This is a genomic window from Rahnella inusitata, from assembly GCF_018288855.1.
GTDB lineage: Bacteria > Pseudomonadota > Gammaproteobacteria > Enterobacterales > Enterobacteriaceae > Rahnella > Rahnella inusitata.
Genome location: NZ_CP065025.1, coordinates 441,866 through 459,445, shown reverse-complemented (window position 1 = coordinate 459,445; position 17,580 = coordinate 441,866). Strand labels below are relative to the sequence as shown.

Sequence of the window (17,580 nt, the reverse complement as noted above, 5' to 3'; positions counted from 1 at the left end):
CAAAACAGGTGACATTATGACCGGACGTAACAGACGCAATTTTAGCCCCGAGTTTCGCCTCGAAGCCGCCCAGCTTGTACTCGATCAGCATTACACCGTTGCCGCCGCTGCCACGGCAATGAATGTCGGTAAATCCACGATGGACAAGTGGGTCCGGCAGTTGAAAGAAGAGCGAGGGGGGAAATCACCCATAGCTTCACCAATGACACCTGAGCAGATTGAGATACGTGAGTTGAAGAAAAGACTCCAACGCGTTGAAATGGAAAGGGATATATTAAAAAAGGCTACCGCGCTCTTGATGTCAGACTCCCTGAACAGTTCTCATTAGTTGAGAAACTCAGGGCGCGGTTTCCTGTTGCCGTTGTGTGCAACGTGTTTGGGGTTCATCGCAGCAGCTATAAATACTGGCGGCAGCCAAAGAAGCCTGATGCCGCACGCGTGGCATTACTGGGCCTTGTTCGTGAAAGCTATCGCGAAAGTAATGGTTCCGCAGGTGCACGTAATATTGCCGCGATGGTCACCACCAAAGGCGTAAAACTGAGCCGCTGGCGGGCAACAAAGCTGATGAAAGAACTTAATCTCATCAGCTGTCAGCAGCCTGGCCATCGATATAAGAAGGCGTCTAAGGAACACGTAGAGATACCTAATTATCTGGAACGCCAGTTTGCAGTAACAGAGCCTAATCAGGTCTGGTGCGGTGATGTGACTTATATCTGGACAGGTAAGCGCTGGGCTTATTTAGCCATTGTGCTTGATCTGTTTTCCCGTAAACCGGTTGGCTGGGCGATGTCATTTTTCCCTGATTCCGCACTGACAGGTAAAGCCCTGTCGATGGCCTGGGAAGCACGGGGAAAACCGGCTAATTTACTGTATCACTCGGATCAAGGCAGTCACTATACCAGCAGGAATTTCAGACAGTTACTGTGGAGATATCAGATAAAGCAAAGCCTGAGTCGCCGGGGAAATTGCTGGGATAACAGTCCAATGGAACGGTTCTTCAGAAGCCTGAAAACAGAGTGGGTACCGGATAATGGCTACGCGAATTTTAGCGAAGCCAGCACGGCAATAACGAATTACATCACAGGATATTACAGCCAGCTCAGACCTCATCAATATAATGGTGGTTTGACGCCGAATGAATCAGAACGATTGTTCTGGAAAAACTCTAAAGCTGTGGCCAGTTTTTGTTGACCACTACATTCATACTGACGACTACGAAAACGATTGAGCTCCTGAATAGACATTTTTACATCCCTTTAGAATAAACTTTACCCCGCAGTGTATTTATTAGCGACATAAATAAGTCATAAGAATAAATAAACCATGGAATTCCTACTTTCTTAAAAACTTTTCGATTGAGAACATCAACACAGATGAATATAAACGTAAACGGTCAAAGCTTACTTTATATTTTCCTGTTCATTGATATTACTCATTCTTCAGATAACTATTATAAAAAAATAGGGGAATAACCTGTTCTTAGTTATGGGGTTCATGTTTAAAGAGGCGCTCACCTATACAGCACTAAATCATTCTTACGCTCTGACTTACAGCCCATTCTGGCACTACGTGCGTGCATCCCTGCACATTATACGGACCCTGTCCTTATACAATGAACGGCTTAGTCCATCAGTTCGATGCACAGGTATTTCATTTCCAGATAATCGTCCATACCGTGACGTGATCCCTCGCGACCCAGCCCGGACTGCTTAATACCACCGAACGGCGCGACTTCATTGGAAATCAGCCCGGTGTTAATGCCCACCATGCCGTACTCCAGCGCTTCCGGCACCCGCCACTGGCGCGCGGCGTCACGCGTGAAAATGTACGCAGCCAATCCGAACTCAGTGTCGTTGGCCATCGCCACGGCTTCAGCTTCGTCAGTGAACATGAAGACGGGCGCGACCGGCCCGAAGGTTTCTTCGCGGGCGAATTTCATTGATGAGGTAACGTTCCCCACCACAGTCGGCTGGAAGAACGTTCCGCCCAGCGCGTGCGGTTCCCCGCCGGTGAGCAGCGTTGCGCCTTGAGACAGCGCATCCGCAATGTGTTCACGCACTTTAGCAATCGCGGCGTCATCAATAAGTGGCCCCTGCGTCACGCCTGGTTTCGAACCCTCGCCAACACTGAGTTTTTCCACTTCTTCCACCAGTCTTTCTAGCAGCGCGGGATAGATGCCTTGCTGGACATAAATACGGTTGGCGCAGACGCAGGTTTGCCCGCTGTTGCGAAATTTTGACGCCATAATGCCCGCCACCGCGCGTTCCAGATTGGCATCATCAAAGACAATAAACGGTGCATTGCCGCCGAGTTCCAGCGAGAGTTTTTTTACCGTTGGCGCACTTTGCGCCATCAGGATACGTCCCACTTCGGTCGAACCGGTAAAGCTGAGTTTCCTAACCACCGGGCTTTCGCAAAGCACTTTACCAACTTCACGGGCGGAACCGGTGATCACCTGCAATACGCCCGCGGGAATACCGGCTTCGATGGCCAATTGCCCGAGGGCTAACGCGCTTAGCGGCGTCTGTTCGGCCGGTTTGACGATCATCGAGCAGCCCGCCGCCAGAGCAGGTGCGGCCTTGCGGGTAATCATCGCCGCCGGGAAATTCCACGGAGTGATCGCCGCGCACACGCCGATGGGTTGTTTTAGCACCAGCAAACGCTGTGTCGCCTGAACCGGCGCCAGCACGCTGCCTTCGACGCGTTTTGCTTCTTCCGCAAACCATTCTATAAAAGAGGCGGCATAGACGATTTCACCCCGCGCTTCCGCCAGCGGCTTGCCCTGTTCTGCGGTCAGCAATGCCGCCAGATCGTCTGCGTGTTCGATCATCAGCTGTGCCCATTTTTGCATCAGCGCGGCACGTTGTTTGGCGGTTTTCTCCCGCCAGCCCACCTGCGCCTGTTCTGCATAAACAATAGCCTGCGCCGCTTGCGCCGTGGTGATTTGCGGAACGCTGCCGAGAACCTTGCCGGTCGCCGGATTAATCACGTTTTCGCGTTCGCCATTTTCGCTGTCCAGCCATTCGCCATTGATCAGGCATTGCTGGCGCAGCAGTGTTTGATGTTTCAGTTGCATGAGATCCCTCAGTCAGCCAGTACGCGAGATAAAATCGCCAGTGCATCTTTAAACTGGGCGTCAGGGATAGTCAGCGGATACAGGAAACGGATCACGTTGCCGTGCACGCCGCAGCTCAGCATCAGCAAACCTGCATCCAGCGCCTTGCGCAGATACTGTTTGGTCAGCTCTGGCGAAGGCTTACCCGTCGCAGGATCGTTAAATTCTGCGGCTACCATCGAACCGCGCGCGCGAACATCCACCAGCGCAGCGCAGGTTCTTTTGGCGGTTTCCAGCACTTCCACCAGTTCTGCACCCAGACGGTTAGCGCGGTCACACAGCTTTTCTTCTTCGATAATATCCAGCACCGCCAATGCAGAGGCTACGGCCAGCGGGTTACCGGCGTAAGTGCCGCCGAGACCACCCGGCTCTGGCGCATCCATCAATTCAGCGCGGCCAGTCACACCTGAAATAGGCAGACCGCCGCCGAGGCTTTTCGCCATGGTGACGAGATCGGGTTTAGCATCGCCGTAGTACTCCATTGCGAACATTTTGCCGGTACGCGCAAAGCCGCTCTGCACTTCATCGGCGATCAGCACGATGCCGTGGCGGTCACAGATTTCACGCAGGGCCGTGACGAAATCATCCGGTGCGATGTTGAAACCGCCCTCCCCCTGAACGGGCTCGAAGACAATCGCGGCGACCTGCGACGGACTGATGTCACTGCGGAAAATACGTTCGATGCTGTCGAGCGCCATTTCCGTACTGACGCCATGCCGGGCATTCGGGAACTGCGCATGGTAAACGGATGCCGGGAAAGGCCCGAAGCCCACTTTGTACGGCACCACTTTGCCGGTCAGCGCCATGGTCAGTAACGTGCGCCCGTGAAATGCGCCGGTGAAGGTAATAATGCCCGGTCGGCCTGTGGCGGCGCGGGCAATTTTTACCGCGTTTTCCACTGCTTCAGCGCCGGTCGAGAAAAAGGTCGTTTTGGCTTTTCCCGCCACAGGGGAAATCGCGTTGATGCGCTCCGCCAGGGTCACAAAGCTGGCGTAAGGGACAATCTGAAAGGCGGTATGCGTGAACTGATCGAGTTGTTTGCGGACAGCATCGACAATTTTTGGGTGGCGATGGCCGGTATTGAGCACAGCAATTCCCGCTGTAAAATCGATGTACTCCTTGCCCTCTTCATCCCACAACGTGGCATTTTCGGCTTTCGCTGCGTAAAAATCGCACATGACGCCGACACCGCGCGGTGTCGCTTCTTTACGGCGTTTTTCCAGTTCGCTGTGACTCATGTTTTTCTCCTGCCCTGAGGCTGATGTTTTGTAGGTTCGGGGGTCAATAAAGTATGAAAGTTGTTATCTACCCTTGTTTTTTATCCTGTCAGCGGCCCTATAATCCAGAACCAGTTCTGTTTATTTCGAGGATCCACTTTTGCGTTCACTGCTTTCTGACCTCATTTTGCAGCGGCTGACCAGTATGGCCGGCACCACACAGAGCACCCTGAACAAGCGGGTTTATCTGGTATTACAACAGGCTATCTTCGACGGCAGCATCAGCCCCGGCAGCCGCCTGCCCGCTTCGCGCGATCTCGCCAAAGAACTGGATATTTCGCGTAATACCGTGCTTGCAGCTTATGAACAATTGCAGGCAGAGGGATATATTCAAACCCGGACGGGAAGCGGTACCTTCGTTACCGCCGATTTACCCAGTGACGGTGTTATTGCCGATAAGACACTGACGAAGTGCGCACCAGCGCGCAGTCACGTCACGCTATCCAAACGCGGCTCGCAGTTGCTAACCCGAACGGGGGTTGCTTCGCACCAGTGGGGCGCATTTATGCCTGGCGTGCCAGATGTCACTCAATTTCCTCATGATATCTGGCGCAAACTGCAAAACCGCCTGAGCCGACGCCTGCATCCTGAATTCCTCACTTACTCCCGCCACGGTGGTTGCCCGCAACTGCAACAGGCATTGGCGGATTATCTGCGCATAGCGCGCTCAGTAGATTGCACGCCAGACCAAATCCTCATCACCGCAGGTACTCATCAGGCACTGGATTTGCTGGCGAAAATGATCTGCGACCCAGGCGATGTAGCATGGATTGAAGAGCCGAGTTACTGGGGGATCCGGAACGTTCTTTCGGTGAACGGGGTAGATATTCATCCCATTGCCGTGGACGATAACGGTATGGACCCGCCAGAAAATCAGCCAGAGGCGCGTGCACCAAAGTTGATATGCGTGACACCGTCACATCATTACCCGTTGGGTTCCGTAATGGGTCTGGCGCGGCGACAAAAAATCCTCGCGCTGGCAGCGCAGCAAGGCAGCTGGGTGGTAGAAGATGATTACGACAGTGAGTTTCGCTATTCCGGCAGCCCGATCCCTGCGCTTCAGGGGTTGACCAGCGATGCACCGGTCATTTACATCGGGACGTTTAGCAAAACATTGTATCCCGCAATGCGTATCAGCTATGTCGTTCTGCCGCGTCAGCTGGCATCGCGGCTGAAAATCGCACATTCGGAGTTGTATCGAGGGGGGAACGGGTTGACCCAGCTAACGCTGGCGGAGTTTATCCGTGAAGGGCATTACGCCGCGCATATCCGCCGCATGCGCTTGATTTACGGCAAACGCCGCAGTGCACTGACGCGAATGATTGAGCAGGAACTCGGCCAGGAATATATGTGCGAGAACAGCAACGCCGGGCTACATCTGATTCTTTCCTTACCGGATTCAATTGACGATGTTGCTTTGAGCGCGGAGCTTGAACAAAAAAATGTGCTGACACGCCCTCTTTCCGCTTATTACCTGCGCCCTGCTTCCCGGCGAGGATTATTGATCGGCTACGGATGTGTGGCGGAGGAAGATATCGAAGCGGCTTTTAGACATATCGTGGATTCACTCAAGCCAAGGCTGATATCCTCAAAGTGCAATATCGCAGAATCGTGACGCAGTAAAAAATCTCTGGAGGTGTCATCACGATGCCTCTTATAATCTCAACATCTCAACATCTCAACATCTCAACATTATGTGATTCCGTAACTCTGTGATTCTGTGATTCTGTGATTCTGTGATTCTGTAACTTTATCTTAGTTGAATCCCATAATCCTGAAATCTTACAATCACCTAATCTCATATTCCCAGAAGTCACTGCAATCCCATAATCTCAGGATTTGCGTTACAGGCTAAGACTCACAGCATCCACATTTTTCCTGTAACTGGATGTCAGGATTAGTTAATCCTGACACGGGCATAATCTAAAGATATTAATCTCAAGATGCTAAAATCCTATGATTCTTAAAATTATATTCTGAGATTCTTGGATCATGGAATAAAATCCTGGGATTTCAGGATACTTTTAAAATACTTGAATCTTAGAATCCCAGAAGTTTATCACTTTCATAAGTAATTGATTATAATATAATGATTATAAAATCCTGTAATCACTTGCTCGCCAATAATCTCAGGATTATTGGATTTTAATATAATCACAGAATCTTGAGATTCTTCAAAGTTTGCTCCGTGACCGATACGGTAAAACCACGACAACCGATGTAGAATCACAGAATCCTGAAATCATAACCTTTAAAATGATCCTACCATCCTGGGATAACTTATAGCTTTGGCCTCAATCCTGTAATGCCAGAATCTTGGAATCTTAACCTTCTATCATCTTATAGTTTCTCACTAAACTCACAGAAGAATCCTATAATCATGATGTTCTGTCATCCCACTAGCTCAGGATTTGGTGATTTGGTGATTTGGTGATTTGGTGATTTGGTGATTTCAGGATTGTTGAATCTCAAAATCACGTAACCCTGCAATCTAATGATGATGAGATTATGAAATCAATATCGTATGAGGATTTTAAGATGGTGAGATGGTGAGATGGTGAGATGGTGAGATGGTGAGATGGTGAGATGGTGAGATGGTGAGATGGTGAGATGGTGAGATGGTGAGATTTTACAGTAGCATTCTTGCTTGTATACCCAATTGTTCATTTCTGCTTTTCTGGTTAGACATTAGCAACCCATTAAAATCTCAGCCCCCTGAGATTCAAAAATCATGAAATCATAGAATCCCATAATTCAGTGAATGTTAAAATTCCGACCGGTATGATTACAAGCTTCTTGTGAGATAGGAAATTACGCACTGTCGACCATTAAGGGCAATCTATTACGGATTCCATAATCTTAGTATCTTTAAATCCTGCAATCACAGAATATGCATTCACCCCCTTTACTTCAGACCATGCCCTTTAACTGTGACGCCGGGAAAGGAATCACAGAATCCCCTAATCATAGGATTTTGTAATTCAGTAATCCTTAAATATTGAAATCCTCCGATGCAAACCTTATAGTAGCAACTCAATCCTATGATTCATGGATTTTAAAATCTCAGAATCCTATGATTACAAACTTTTTGAATCCTAAAATCTCAGAATTTTGGGATGCAAGTAATTCACCGAACGCTTCATCAAGAGGGTGTTATGGCAGCGAAAATTATTTCCTTCCTCAACGGGAAGGGCGGGGTAGGGAAGACCACGACGTCCATTAACATTGCTACCTGTCTTGCAAGACAAGGTCACAAGGTCGTGATGGTCGATACCGACCCACAAGGAAGTATCAGTAACTGGTACGACGATAGCAAATGTCAGTTCGACCTGGCTGAAGCCGCCTCTGAAAAAGAAGTCTACACCGTACGTAAGCAACTGAAAGAATATGATTACGTGGTAATTGATGGAGCTGCTGCAATTTCAGCAATTTCTTCGGCCGCTGTTATGGTCAGTGATTTGGTACTGATACCAGTGACACCGTCACCTTTAGATTTTGCAGCCTGTGGCGCTATTCTTGCCGTCGTCGAGGCACGCGAAAACTTGCAGCCGGTGATTGCGCGTTTCCTGATCACTAAAAAGGTCGCATCCGCTAAGATGCTGGAAGTCCTCAAAGCCTCGATTGCTGATACAGGCGTTCCTGCATTGCGTACCGGCACGACTCAGCGCCAGGTTTACATACGTACAATGATGGACGGCGGCACTGTTTTCGATACAACGGATGGTAACGCGAAGGGCGAGATTGAAATCATGACAAAAGAAATTACGGAGTTGTTGAAATGAAAATGAAACTTGGCCAGCACAGACAACTGACTACAGCACTGGACGCTGTAGCTAAGCCACCAGCTTCAGTTAAAAAATTGCAGACCAACATTGACGAAGAGTTGCACCGCCGCTTCAAAACCAGCTGCTTCCTGCAGGATCGCGAGATGAAAGACGTATTGACGGAGTTGATCCAGGGCTGGCTTATCAATAACGAACGCTCGTGAGTCACTGATCTTGCGCCGGAACGGGTCAAAGCGGGCCCGTTTCTGGCAAATACCGCACTAACCCTCTGCCAGATAACAAATTTCTACTCTTTGATATTTTCCTGAACACCCTCCCAGCATTAAAGAAGATCCCAAGATCAAATAATGTTTTGTTTCTTTTTAAAGTTTAGATCTTTCTCTTTAAGGGCTGTTTTTTACTTTAAATATTAATAAGTTACACGTGCAATTGTGGAGAGGTTTCCTGTCTGGGGTGGAGATCATTCCTGTTGGATGTGGATCCTTTTCATGATCAATGTAGAGCTTTTTCCTGTGGATAAAGTCTTTATGGATCAGGAGATTATCGACGTGGAGAGATTTCCTGTGGATATCCTGCCTCATCCGATGCTCCTACGCCTATTCTAGCCAATTCTTCGCTAACTTACCGTCAGAAAACAGTTTTTCTACAAGGTGGAGGGATTTCCTGATCTCATATTTCATCTATATGTGGAAGAATTTCCTGTGACAGCGTCACGTGATGCCCTAACTGTCACTTTTGGATCGTGAACCCACTAGATCTGGCAAACCAGCTTCACTTTTTTCACAGTAAAAGAGCATATGTGGAGAGATTATCTGATCCCTGATTCCTCTTATGTGGAAGAATTATCTGATCAACTTACGTGACAAAGAGAAGTGAATAAGTCACTTAATCATGTTAAATCAAATAGTTACTAGTATAGGTGACGGTGTCACATATTGATATGTGGAAACATTACCTGATCTCGTAACGATAATGATGCTCGAAAGTTTGATCGGATAAATGATTTCTCACCCACAGGTGGAAAGATTTCCTGATCCCCTGGCAGACTATACGTGGAGACATTTTCTGTGATCCCCCTGAACACTTATGTGGAGAGATTTCCTGAGCTCGCGATCACCTTATGCTACATGTGGAAAGATTATCTGATCCCTCTGGGAGACATATGTGGAGATTTTTCCTGATGATCGTCCGGGGCAGGGTACTTTTGCCGGTTCTGAAGAAGTGAGAAGTTGATCACAAACCGATTACGTATGATTAATAGGCATTCTCGCGACTCATGTGGAGTGATTTTCTGTAGTCCGGAATGAATTCTGGCTTTTCATGTTCCTCAATAATCGCGAACTTCCAAAATGATCTTCCACGGCATATGTGGAGTGATTTCCTGTAAAAAGTGTGATGATCCAAGATGTTAAAAAAAGGATCCTTTGTGGTTCTGAAATCAATATGTGGAGGTTTTTCCTGATCTGTCTTTTTCGATCCTTACTTAAACAATTGAAGTATAAGGAATAAATAACACCTGTTTTTACTTTACGTTAGTATTTTTTATGTGGAATAATTTACCTACTTTCCACCTATGGATCCTGCTACATGGAACTGAATAAACTGACCGTAGTTCAGGGGAACGATCTTCTGGAAGGCGCTTACAGCGTCACTCTGGATGAAATGCGCCTGCTGAACCTGGCTCTGGCACAAATTGATAGCAGGAAACCGCAACCGGACACGTTGTACCGTCTTTTTCCTCAGGATTATCAGCGTATCTACGGGGTAAACCCGACCAGCAGCCACCGGCAGCTGCGCGAAGCGGCGGAAAGCCTGATGAAAAAACCGGTGACGATCTACAAACCGGACGTCAAAACCGGCAAGGTGCGTACCGTGCAATTGTCCTGGTTCTCGCGTCTGGAATACGTCAGCAGTGACGATCACAGCGCGGTGGTACTGAGGTTTGGGCAGGATGTTGCGCCGTATCTCTATGAACTCAAAGAATCTTTTACTAAGCTGAATTTTGCCAACATTGCAAAACTCGATACACCGTTCTCCGTTCGTCTGTATGGCTGGCTAATCAAAGCCAAGAACCTCTATGGGCGCCGCAGCGGTAAAGCCATTGAAGTGACCCTGGATCTGAACTGGATGCGCGAGAAGGCCGGTTTGGCGGGCAAATACGAGGACTATCGTGACTTCCGCCAAAAGCTGCTGGAGCCAACGATTAACCGGATCAATGCCAATACGGATATCTCCGTAGTCTGGGAGCCGGTGAAGCAGGGCAGAACGGTCATGTCCATCAAGTTCGCCTACGTGGATGAATCCACGCCAGAGGCCAGCAAACCACTGCGTCCGCGTTTACCACGTCGTCCGCGTGCTGTGGCAGGCTCTGCGCTGGAAGGTGAATGGGCGCGACGCTGTATCGGTATCTTTGAAGAGTATCGCGATAAATTAAGTGCTTACGATGTGGATGAGAAAGCGACATTGCCGGATCTGCGCAAGCTTGCGGGCTGGTACAAGATGATTGGCGAGAAGAACAAACAAAAAGAGATCCTCTCGGAAGTCAGCGCCCGTAGCAAGAAAACTGCCGCCTAACCGCCGCACTGTTGTATCAGTCATCACGGCGTATCTGTCACAAGATACGCCGTTTTTTATAGCCCGCGATCCCAAGGTCTTCGCTGGTCTTTCTTTTAGGATCAGCTTCTTCGCGGGGCTAAAGAGTTAGTAAGTACTTACTGGGTGTGATCAGGAAAAGTTTCCACATAACCGTTTTGGCGACTTTTACAGCAAGCTCTTTAAAAGCTATAAGCCATATTTTTTCGTTGTTAGACAAGGACAAACCCCAACCTTACTCTTCGTCATGTTTTGTAAACTGCATGCACACTTATTGAAGAGGGATGTCTTTTGGCTACAGTACCGAATTCTTTCAAAATCGCATTACTGGCCAGCGCCGTAATGTTTTCTTCTTTTGGATTTGCTGATGACGTGCTCAAAGAAGGCATCACGCCAGCTACCGATGCCAGTCAGGTACCTGCTTCGGCAAAACTGCGCACCGACACCGTGATCGCAGGGATCTCCGAACCGCAGGGGATTTTCAACCCGTACTTCTTCGTAAACGGGTGGGATGAGAACGTCACTAACGTAATCTTCGCACGCCTGGTCGACTGGGACAGTCAGGGCAAGCTGGTTCCCGGTCTGGCTGAAAGCTGGACGGTGAGCCCGGACGGTAAAACCTACACGATAAAGCTGCGCCCGAATCTGAAATTCAGTGACGGTTCACCGCTGACGGCAGAGGATGTCGCATTCACCCTGACCGTGTTGTATGACCCGAAATACGATGGCGACACAGACATCACGCTGGCACACATCGCAGGCGGTGATGACTATAAGCAAGGCAAAGCCGACAGCGTCAGCGGGCTGAAAGTGGTGGATCCGCTGACCCTCCAGGTGACGACTACCCAGCCGGGCGCGACCACGCTGCAAAAGATCGGCGGCCCGGTGCTGTCGAAAGCGTATTACGGTAAAGGCTATCAGCGTGGAAATCTCGATTATCTGCGCACGCTGCATGGCAAACCGCTCGGTAACGGCCCGTATGTCTATGACAAATACATTCCGGGGCAGGAGATCCGTTTCCACGCTAATACCAATTACTACCGTGGCGTCCCGCCAACCCCACGTTTCATCTACCGTGTCACCAATCCATCGACCAACTTCCAGTTATTCCAGACCGGTGACACCGATTACGATGCGTTCACTTCCCGTCCGGATGATATCGAACAGCTGAAGTTACTCGGCTTTGCCAACATCAACCTGTATGGATCCAGCGATTACAGCAAGATTGAATTCAACCTTAAACGTCCGGCGTTGCAGGATGCGAAAGTGCGTCAGGCACTGATCTACGGGTTGGATCGTCAAAAACTGATCGACGTGGTTTATCAGGGCTACGGTACTGTAGCCATCGAGCCAATCTCGCCGATCTCCTGGGCTTACAACACGGAAGGCGTGAATCCGTATAAATTCGATCCGGCGCAGGCGAAGAAATTGCTCGATGAAGCGGGCTGGAAAACCGGCAGCGACGGCATCCGCGTAAAAGACGGAAAACGTCTGGAACTGACGCTGTTAGTAAGCAAAAAAGTGCTGAACGATGCGCTGATCCCGATCGCTAAAGAGGATTATCAGAAAATTGGCGTGCTGCTGAAACCTCAGGTGGTGGACTTCAATGCGCTGATGTCGCAGCGCAAGGCCGGTAATTACGATCTTGCGTCCTTCAGCACCAGTACGCTGAACGATCCGCACGATGGCGTATGGGACTTCTACAGCACCGAGGCCGCCGTTCAGGGCTATCACAATGCCGAAGTGGATAAGCTCATCAACGAGGGTAATGCCACGCTGGATATCGAAAAACGTAAGCCAATTTATCATGAACTCTATAAGGTGCTGGCTAACGATCCCCCGGTCATCTTGCTCGGTAACCGTAAGATTCTGTCGGCCAGCAGCGCCCGCGTGACCGGCTTCAAACCGGACATCTATAACGGTCTGACCGGCAGCCTGCCGGATGTCAAAATCGTCAAATAATCAAAATCACGTTGCTGCCGGTCTTGACCGGCAGCTTCAATGAGAAAGTCATGAGAAATTTCATTCTGCGTCGTTTGCTTCAAACCATTCCGATGTTGTTCCTCGCTTCATTGCTCATCTTCATGCTGTTTGCCAAAACGCCGGGCGATTTCATCGACGGAAACATCACCCTTACGGCACAACGCGCTGCCGAGCTGAAAGCGTTATACGGCCTCGATCAGCCGTTAATCAGCCGCTATCTGCACTGGCTGGGGAATCTGTTACAGGGCGATCTCGGGTTCTCGCTGCAATATCAGATCCCCGTCAGCCAGCTTTTGAACCAGTACATCTGGAACTCCTTCCTGCTGGCCACTATCGCGATGGTGCTCTACTGGGGGATCGCGCTGGCAGTGGGCATTGTCTCGGCGATGAAACCCTATTCGCTGTTCGATCACGTGGTCAGCGTGGTGATTTTCGCCGCAATGTCCTTTCCGACATTTTTCCTCTGTCTGCTGCTGATCAAATGGTTTGCAGTGGATCTGCACTGGCTGCCGGTGGGCGGTATGACCAACACGGGTAGCGATGCCACAGGCTGGGCTTGGGTGATGCAGGTGGCGGCGCACCTGGTGCTCCCGGTGGTGGCGCTGGTGATGCTGCAGGCGGGCAGCCTGACACGCTATTTCCGCGCCAGTATGCTGGATGTCGTGCGTATGGACTTCATTCGCACCGCGCGCGCCAAAGGGCTGCGCGAACGCACGGTTATCTTCAAACATGCGCTGCGCAATGCGCTGCTGCCGATCATTACGCTGCTGGGATTCGAGCTGCCGGGGCTGTTTTCCGGTGCGCTTATCACTGAGAAAGTCTTTAACTGGCCGGGAGCGGGGCACATTCATATCGATTCGCTGGCGGCGCGTGATTACCCGGTGCTGATGGGGTTCACGCTGTTTCTGGCGGTGTTAACTATTCTGGGCAACCTGATTGCCGATGTGCTTTACGCGTGGGCTGACCCGCGCATTCGTGTGAGGTCGTGATGTTCGGATCGTTATTTTCAACTAACCGCCGGCTGCGCGACGCACAAATCCCGGTGATGGCACAAGTGACACCGTCACCCTGGCAGCAGGCGTGGAAGGCACTGCGCGAGAACCGGCTGGCGATGTTTTGCCTGATCTTACTTGTGGTGATGGCGGTCTGGTGCGTAGTAGGCCCTTACTTTTCGCCCTGGCGGGAGGATGCCACCGATGCCCTGATGATTAATAAAGCACCGAATGCGCAACACTGGCTCGGCACAGATTTTCTCGGGCGTGACGTTTACACCCGTCTGCTGCTGGCAGGGCGCATCTCGCTCATCATCGGACTGTTGACGATGCTGCTTTCGGTGACACTTGGCTATCTGCTGGGTGCGGTATCGGGTTATCTCGGCGGCGTGGCCGATAAAATCATCATGCGGTTTGCCGATCTGGTGATGACGATCCCCAGTTTGCCACTGCTGATTGTCATGGGTGCGATGCTGTCGGAACTGGATTTCTCGCCGGATTCACGCGTCTACATGGTGATTGTCATGCTCAGCCTGCTGGAGTGGCCCAAGCTGGCGCGTCTGGTTCGCGGCCAGATCCTGTCACTGCGCGAGCGTGATTTTATGCTCGCGACGCAGGTGCTCGGTCTGTCATCGCGCCGTCGTTTGTTCGGCCATTTATTGCCGAATACGGTCCCGATTTTGGTCGTCATGGCCACGATGGCCGTTGCCAATGCCATCCTCAGCGAATCCGCACTCAGCTATCTCGGTCTGGGTGTGGTGCCGCCAACGCCGTCGTGGGGAAATATGATGGATGCCGCCAACAGCCTGATCGACTTCCAGCGCCGTCCGTGGTTGTGGATGCCACCGGGTATCGCGATTTTCATCACCGTGATAGCCATAAACGTACTGGGCGATGGCCTGCGTGATGCGCTCGATCCCAAAATGAAACGGAGCAAAAAATGACTCAGCCATTGATCCGTTTTAATCAGCTTTCTCTCTCTTTTTCCAGCGATCAGGGGCGCGTGCGTGCGGTGCAGGACGTTACGTTTGACGTTCAGGCCGGGCAAACCGTCGGCATTGTTGGCGAATCCGGCTGCGGCAAAAGCGTCACCGCCATGTCGCTGATGGGGCTGTTACCGCCTCAGGCGGCGCGTATCGACGGCGGCGAAATCTTATTTCAGGGGCGTGATCTGCTTAAATTGCGTCCGTCGCAAATGGCCGATTTACGCGGCAATCAGCTGGCGATGATCTTTCAGGAACCGATGACGGCGCTAAATCCGGTGCTGACGATTGGCGAACAGCTGGTCGAGCCTCTGATCCGCCACCGGGGTGAGTCACCGCGAACGGCGTGGGCGCTGGCGACGCAAATGATTACCGACGTCGGGCTGGCGCGCGCCGAAAGCCTGATGAAGAGTTACCCGCATCAGCTTTCCGGCGGCATGTTGCAGCGCATCATGATAGCGATGGCACTGAGCTGTAAACCGCAGCTGCTCATCGCCGACGAACCGACGACCGCGCTGGACGTTACCGTGCAGGCGCAGATCCTGCGTTTACTGCGCGAACAGGCACAGCGGCATCATATGGCGCTGATGCTGATCACCCATGATTTAGGTGTGATTGCGCAAATGGCCGACCACGTGGTGGTGATGTACGCCGGTAAAATCGTTGAGCAGGGGGCGACTGCTGAGGTGCTGCGTAACCCGCTGCATCCGTACACACAGGGGCTGATTGCCTCCAGGCCGACGCCAGGGGAACGCCGCCGCCGGTTATATTCCATCCCCGGTCAGGTGCCAGATTTGGCCGCCTTGCCGCCTTACTGCGCGTTCACCGATCGCTGTGATCGCGCGACAGAGCGTTGCCGTCAGGGCATTCCGCCGCTGGAAGGGCAGTCGCGACAGGCCGCGTGTTTTTACAGCGGACTGAGTCCGGCGAATGAAATGAAAAGCGGGGAGTTGCCGTCATGAGCACGGAATATCTGATTGAAGTCGATGGGCTGAAAAAACACTTCCCGATCCGCGATGGCGTATTCGGGCAGGAAACCGGCCAGGTGCGCGCGGTGGATGGCGTCAGTTTTAATATCCGCAAAGGCACCATTTTTGGCCTGGTGGGAGAGTCCGGCAGCGGCAAAACGACCGTCGGGCGCACGTTGCTTGGGCTGTATGACAAAACGGCGGGCAGCGTGAAATTTCGCGGGGAAGATCTGCACCGGCTAAAACCCAAACAGCTGAAAGCGCTGCGGCCTAAAATTCAGCTGGTGTTTCAGGATCCCTACAGTTCGCTGAACCCGCGGATCCGCATCGGTGACGCCATTGGTGAAGCAATGCTGGAACACAAGTTGTGTACGCGCGCACAACTACACGCCAAAGTGCTGGAAGTCATGAAGATCTGCGGCCTCTCGCCGCTGCATTACAATCGCTTCCCGCACGAGTTTTCCGGCGGTCAGCGCCAGCGTATTGGCATCGCCCGCGCGCTAATCCTGCAACCGGAATTTATCATTGCCGATGAACCCATTTCTGCGCTGGATGTGTCGATTCAGGCGCAAATCATCAATCTGTTCTCGGATTTACGTGACGATCACGGTGTGACGTTTCTGTTTATCTCCCACGATCTGGGCGTGGTTGAGCATCTTTGTGACGATGTGGCGGTGATGTATCTTGGTCAGCTGGTGGAAACTGCCAGTCGTGACGCACTGTTTCGCCAGCCTTTGCATCCCTACACGCAGGCGCTGCTGGCCGCGGTGCCGACCCTCGACCCTGACAGCGAACCGGTGGCGATGGTCAGCGGTGAAATTCCGGATCCCTCCAGACCTCCTGCCGGATGCCGTTTTCACACCCGCTGCCCGCTGGCAACCGAACGCTGCCGCGCGGAAATCCCGCTCTTGCGTGACGTGGAAAACGGCCATCGCGTGGCCTGTCATCTGGTCTGATTCACCTTACTTTTTCGCCGGTGAGGAGGTTATTCCTCCAATACCCGGCGGCTTTCCATCAGCATTTTCTTTCCGACGGCCTTAGTCACTTCGATCACTTTCTGCGTGGCGGGTGACAAAAATGCCCCTTCCAGCCACGTGATCCCCACACGGCGCTCCATTACCAGCTGATCGTTATCGATGCGGATCAGACGCGAAATAAACTCTTCTTCCGCCAGAATATTTTCAGAAAGAAAACTCAGCAACCCGCTTTTGGCGATCAAACCGGGAACGGACGCCAGCGAGCTGATTTCTACTTTGACGTCCGGCGGCGGGCAATGGTTCTCGTAAAAGATCCCGTCCAGCCACTGGCGCATCGACACGGTTTTAGCCGGTAAGATCCAACCGAAGCGGCTGAGGTCGCGCAACGACGTGGGTTTGCCAGCCAGCGGATGGTCACTGGAGGCGCAGACCACCACGCGGTCGGCGGTGACCGGAAGTTGTACGACCGGGCTTTCGTAATTCACCAGCGGGCCAATAATAATGTCTATCGCGTGGCGTTCCAGCAGAGTGAACAGCACGTCGTTCATGCCGATCTGAATTTCCAGCTTCATGTTCGGCACCTGCGACTGCAACATTTTGCAGATTTCTGGCAACAGGAACTGGGTTGAGGAACCTGAAATCCCCACGCGCACAATACCGCCTGCACCGCTGCTCAATTCATTCATCACTTCCGTTATCTCATGATACGAACTTTGCAGCGCCAGACCACGCTGATAAAGAATGCGACCCGCCTCGGTGAGCTCCAGCCCGCGACCTGCCCGTTTGAACAGTTTTATGCTGAGTTCTTTCTCCAGACGGGTGATAGATTTGGAAAGTGCAGGCTGAGTTATATTTAAATTTTGTGACGCAAGTCTCAAATTCATTATCTGCGCTGCTGTCACAAAGTA

The 17,580-nt window shown here is 51.4% G+C and carries 13 protein-coding genes; 10 read left to right on the top strand and 3 right to left on the bottom strand.

Annotated elements, in window-relative coordinates:
* Positions 1-16 precede the first annotated feature (16 nt).
* Positions 17-1,191, top strand: a protein-coding gene (locus tag I2123_RS23865) for an IS3 family transposase (protein WP_112169525.1) whose coding sequence is annotated in 2 segments (ribosomal slippage) — positions 17-275 and positions 275-1,191 — 1,176 coding nt in all. Because the reading frame shifts where the segments join, the coding sequence is not laid out codon by codon here.
* Between the two features lie 430 nt (positions 1,192-1,621).
* Here I2123_RS23865 and I2123_RS23860 read toward each other — a convergent pair.
* Together I2123_RS23860 and I2123_RS23855 are read right to left on the bottom strand one after the other, a co-directional pair.
* The gene (locus tag I2123_RS23860; RefSeq protein ID WP_213052671.1) at positions 1,622-3,076 is read right to left on the bottom strand and encodes an NAD-dependent succinate-semialdehyde dehydrogenase; all 1,455 of its coding nucleotides are present in this window, start codon (positions 3,074-3,076) and stop codon (positions 1,622-1,624) included.
* An 8-nt stretch (positions 3,077-3,084) separates the two neighbouring features.
* Entirely contained in the window at positions 3,085-4,353 is a 1,269-nt protein-coding gene (locus I2123_RS23855) for a 4-aminobutyrate--2-oxoglutarate transaminase (protein ID WP_112165981.1), read from the bottom strand.
* A 139-nt stretch (positions 4,354-4,492) separates the two neighbouring features.
* Here I2123_RS23855 and pdxR point away from each other — a divergent pair, with 139 nt between their 5' ends.
* From pdxR to I2123_RS23810, 9 genes are all read left to right on the top strand, one after another.
* Positions 4,493-6,007: a MocR-like pyridoxine biosynthesis transcription factor PdxR gene (gene pdxR, locus I2123_RS23850; RefSeq protein ID WP_213052670.1), complete on the top strand. Its 1,515-nt coding sequence runs from the start codon at positions 4,493-4,495 to the stop codon at positions 6,005-6,007.
* Between the two features lie 1,540 nt (positions 6,008-7,547).
* Entirely contained in the window at positions 7,548-8,174 is a 627-nt protein-coding gene (gene parA, locus I2123_RS23845) for a ParA family partition ATPase (protein WP_056779683.1), read from the top strand.
* On the top strand, positions 8,171-8,380 hold the full coding sequence (locus I2123_RS23840) for a plasmid partition protein ParG (RefSeq protein ID WP_056779680.1): 210 nt from the start codon (positions 8,171-8,173) through the stop codon (positions 8,378-8,380). The genes parA and I2123_RS23840 overlap by 4 nt, the downstream gene beginning before the upstream one ends.
* A 1,384-nt stretch (positions 8,381-9,764) precedes the next feature.
* Positions 9,765-10,751 carry a replication initiation protein gene (locus I2123_RS23835; RefSeq protein ID WP_112164516.1) on the top strand — a complete coding sequence of 329 codons (987 nt, stop codon included), beginning with the start codon at positions 9,765-9,767 and terminating at the stop codon, positions 10,749-10,751.
* Positions 10,752-11,111: 360 nt separating this feature from the next.
* On the top strand, positions 11,112-12,731 hold the full coding sequence (locus I2123_RS23830; protein WP_244207786.1) for an ABC transporter substrate-binding protein: 1,620 nt from the start codon (positions 11,112-11,114) through the stop codon (positions 12,729-12,731).
* A gap of 50 nt (positions 12,732-12,781) precedes the next feature.
* Entirely contained in the window at positions 12,782-13,741 is a 960-nt protein-coding gene (locus I2123_RS23825; protein ID WP_213052669.1) for an ABC transporter permease, read from the top strand.
* A complete protein-coding gene (gene opp4C / locus I2123_RS23820) occupies positions 13,741-14,688 on the top strand; it encodes an oligopeptide ABC transporter permease (protein ID WP_167457494.1) in 948 nt (315 codons plus the stop codon). The genes I2123_RS23825 and opp4C overlap by 1 nt, the downstream gene beginning before the upstream one ends.
* Positions 14,685-15,689 (top strand): ABC transporter ATP-binding protein, encoded by a 1,005-nt coding sequence (locus I2123_RS23815; RefSeq protein WP_112164519.1) that lies wholly within the window; start codon positions 14,685-14,687, stop codon positions 15,687-15,689. Before opp4C ends, I2123_RS23815 begins: the two co-directional genes overlap by 4 nt.
* Positions 15,686-16,651: an ABC transporter ATP-binding protein gene (locus I2123_RS23810; protein WP_112164520.1), complete on the top strand. Its 966-nt coding sequence runs from the start codon at positions 15,686-15,688 to the stop codon at positions 16,649-16,651. The genes I2123_RS23815 and I2123_RS23810 overlap by 4 nt, the downstream gene beginning before the upstream one ends.
* A gap of 29 nt (positions 16,652-16,680) precedes the next feature.
* Here I2123_RS23810 and I2123_RS23805 read toward each other — a convergent pair whose 3' ends face one another.
* The gene (locus I2123_RS23805; protein ID WP_244879936.1) at positions 16,681-17,556 is read right to left on the bottom strand and encodes a LysR family transcriptional regulator; all 876 of its coding nucleotides are present in this window, start codon (positions 17,554-17,556) and stop codon (positions 16,681-16,683) included.
* Positions 17,557-17,580: the final 24 nt, after the last annotated feature.

Bases quoted from the DNA above. Each gene is read 5' to 3' on its own strand.
- I2123_RS23860 (WP_213052671.1), bottom strand. From the start codon at position 3,076: ATGCAACTGAAACATCAAACACTGCTGCGCCAGCAATGCCTGATCAAT.
- I2123_RS23855 (WP_112165981.1), bottom strand. From the start codon at position 4,353: ATGAGTCACAGCGAACTGGAAAAACGCCGTAAAGAAGCGACACCGCGC.
- parA (WP_056779683.1), top strand. From the start codon at position 7,548: ATGGCAGCGAAAATTATTTCCTTCCTCAACGGGAAGGGCGGGGTAGGG.
- I2123_RS23840 (WP_056779680.1), top strand. From the start codon at position 8,171: ATGAAAATGAAACTTGGCCAGCACAGACAACTGACTACAGCACTGGAC.
- I2123_RS23835 (WP_112164516.1), top strand. From the start codon at position 9,765: ATGGAACTGAATAAACTGACCGTAGTTCAGGGGAACGATCTTCTGGAA.
- I2123_RS23830 (WP_244207786.1), top strand. From the start codon at position 11,112: ATGTTTTCTTCTTTTGGATTTGCTGATGACGTGCTCAAAGAAGGCATC.
- I2123_RS23825 (WP_213052669.1), top strand. From the start codon at position 12,782: ATGAGAAATTTCATTCTGCGTCGTTTGCTTCAAACCATTCCGATGTTG.
- opp4C (WP_167457494.1), top strand. From the start codon at position 13,741: ATGTTCGGATCGTTATTTTCAACTAACCGCCGGCTGCGCGACGCACAA.
- I2123_RS23815 (WP_112164519.1), top strand. From the start codon at position 14,685: ATGACTCAGCCATTGATCCGTTTTAATCAGCTTTCTCTCTCTTTTTCC.
- I2123_RS23810 (WP_112164520.1), top strand. From the start codon at position 15,686: ATGAGCACGGAATATCTGATTGAAGTCGATGGGCTGAAAAAACACTTC.
- I2123_RS23805 (WP_244879936.1), bottom strand. From the start codon at position 17,556: ATGAATTTGAGACTTGCGTCACAAAATTTAAATATAACTCAGCCTGCA.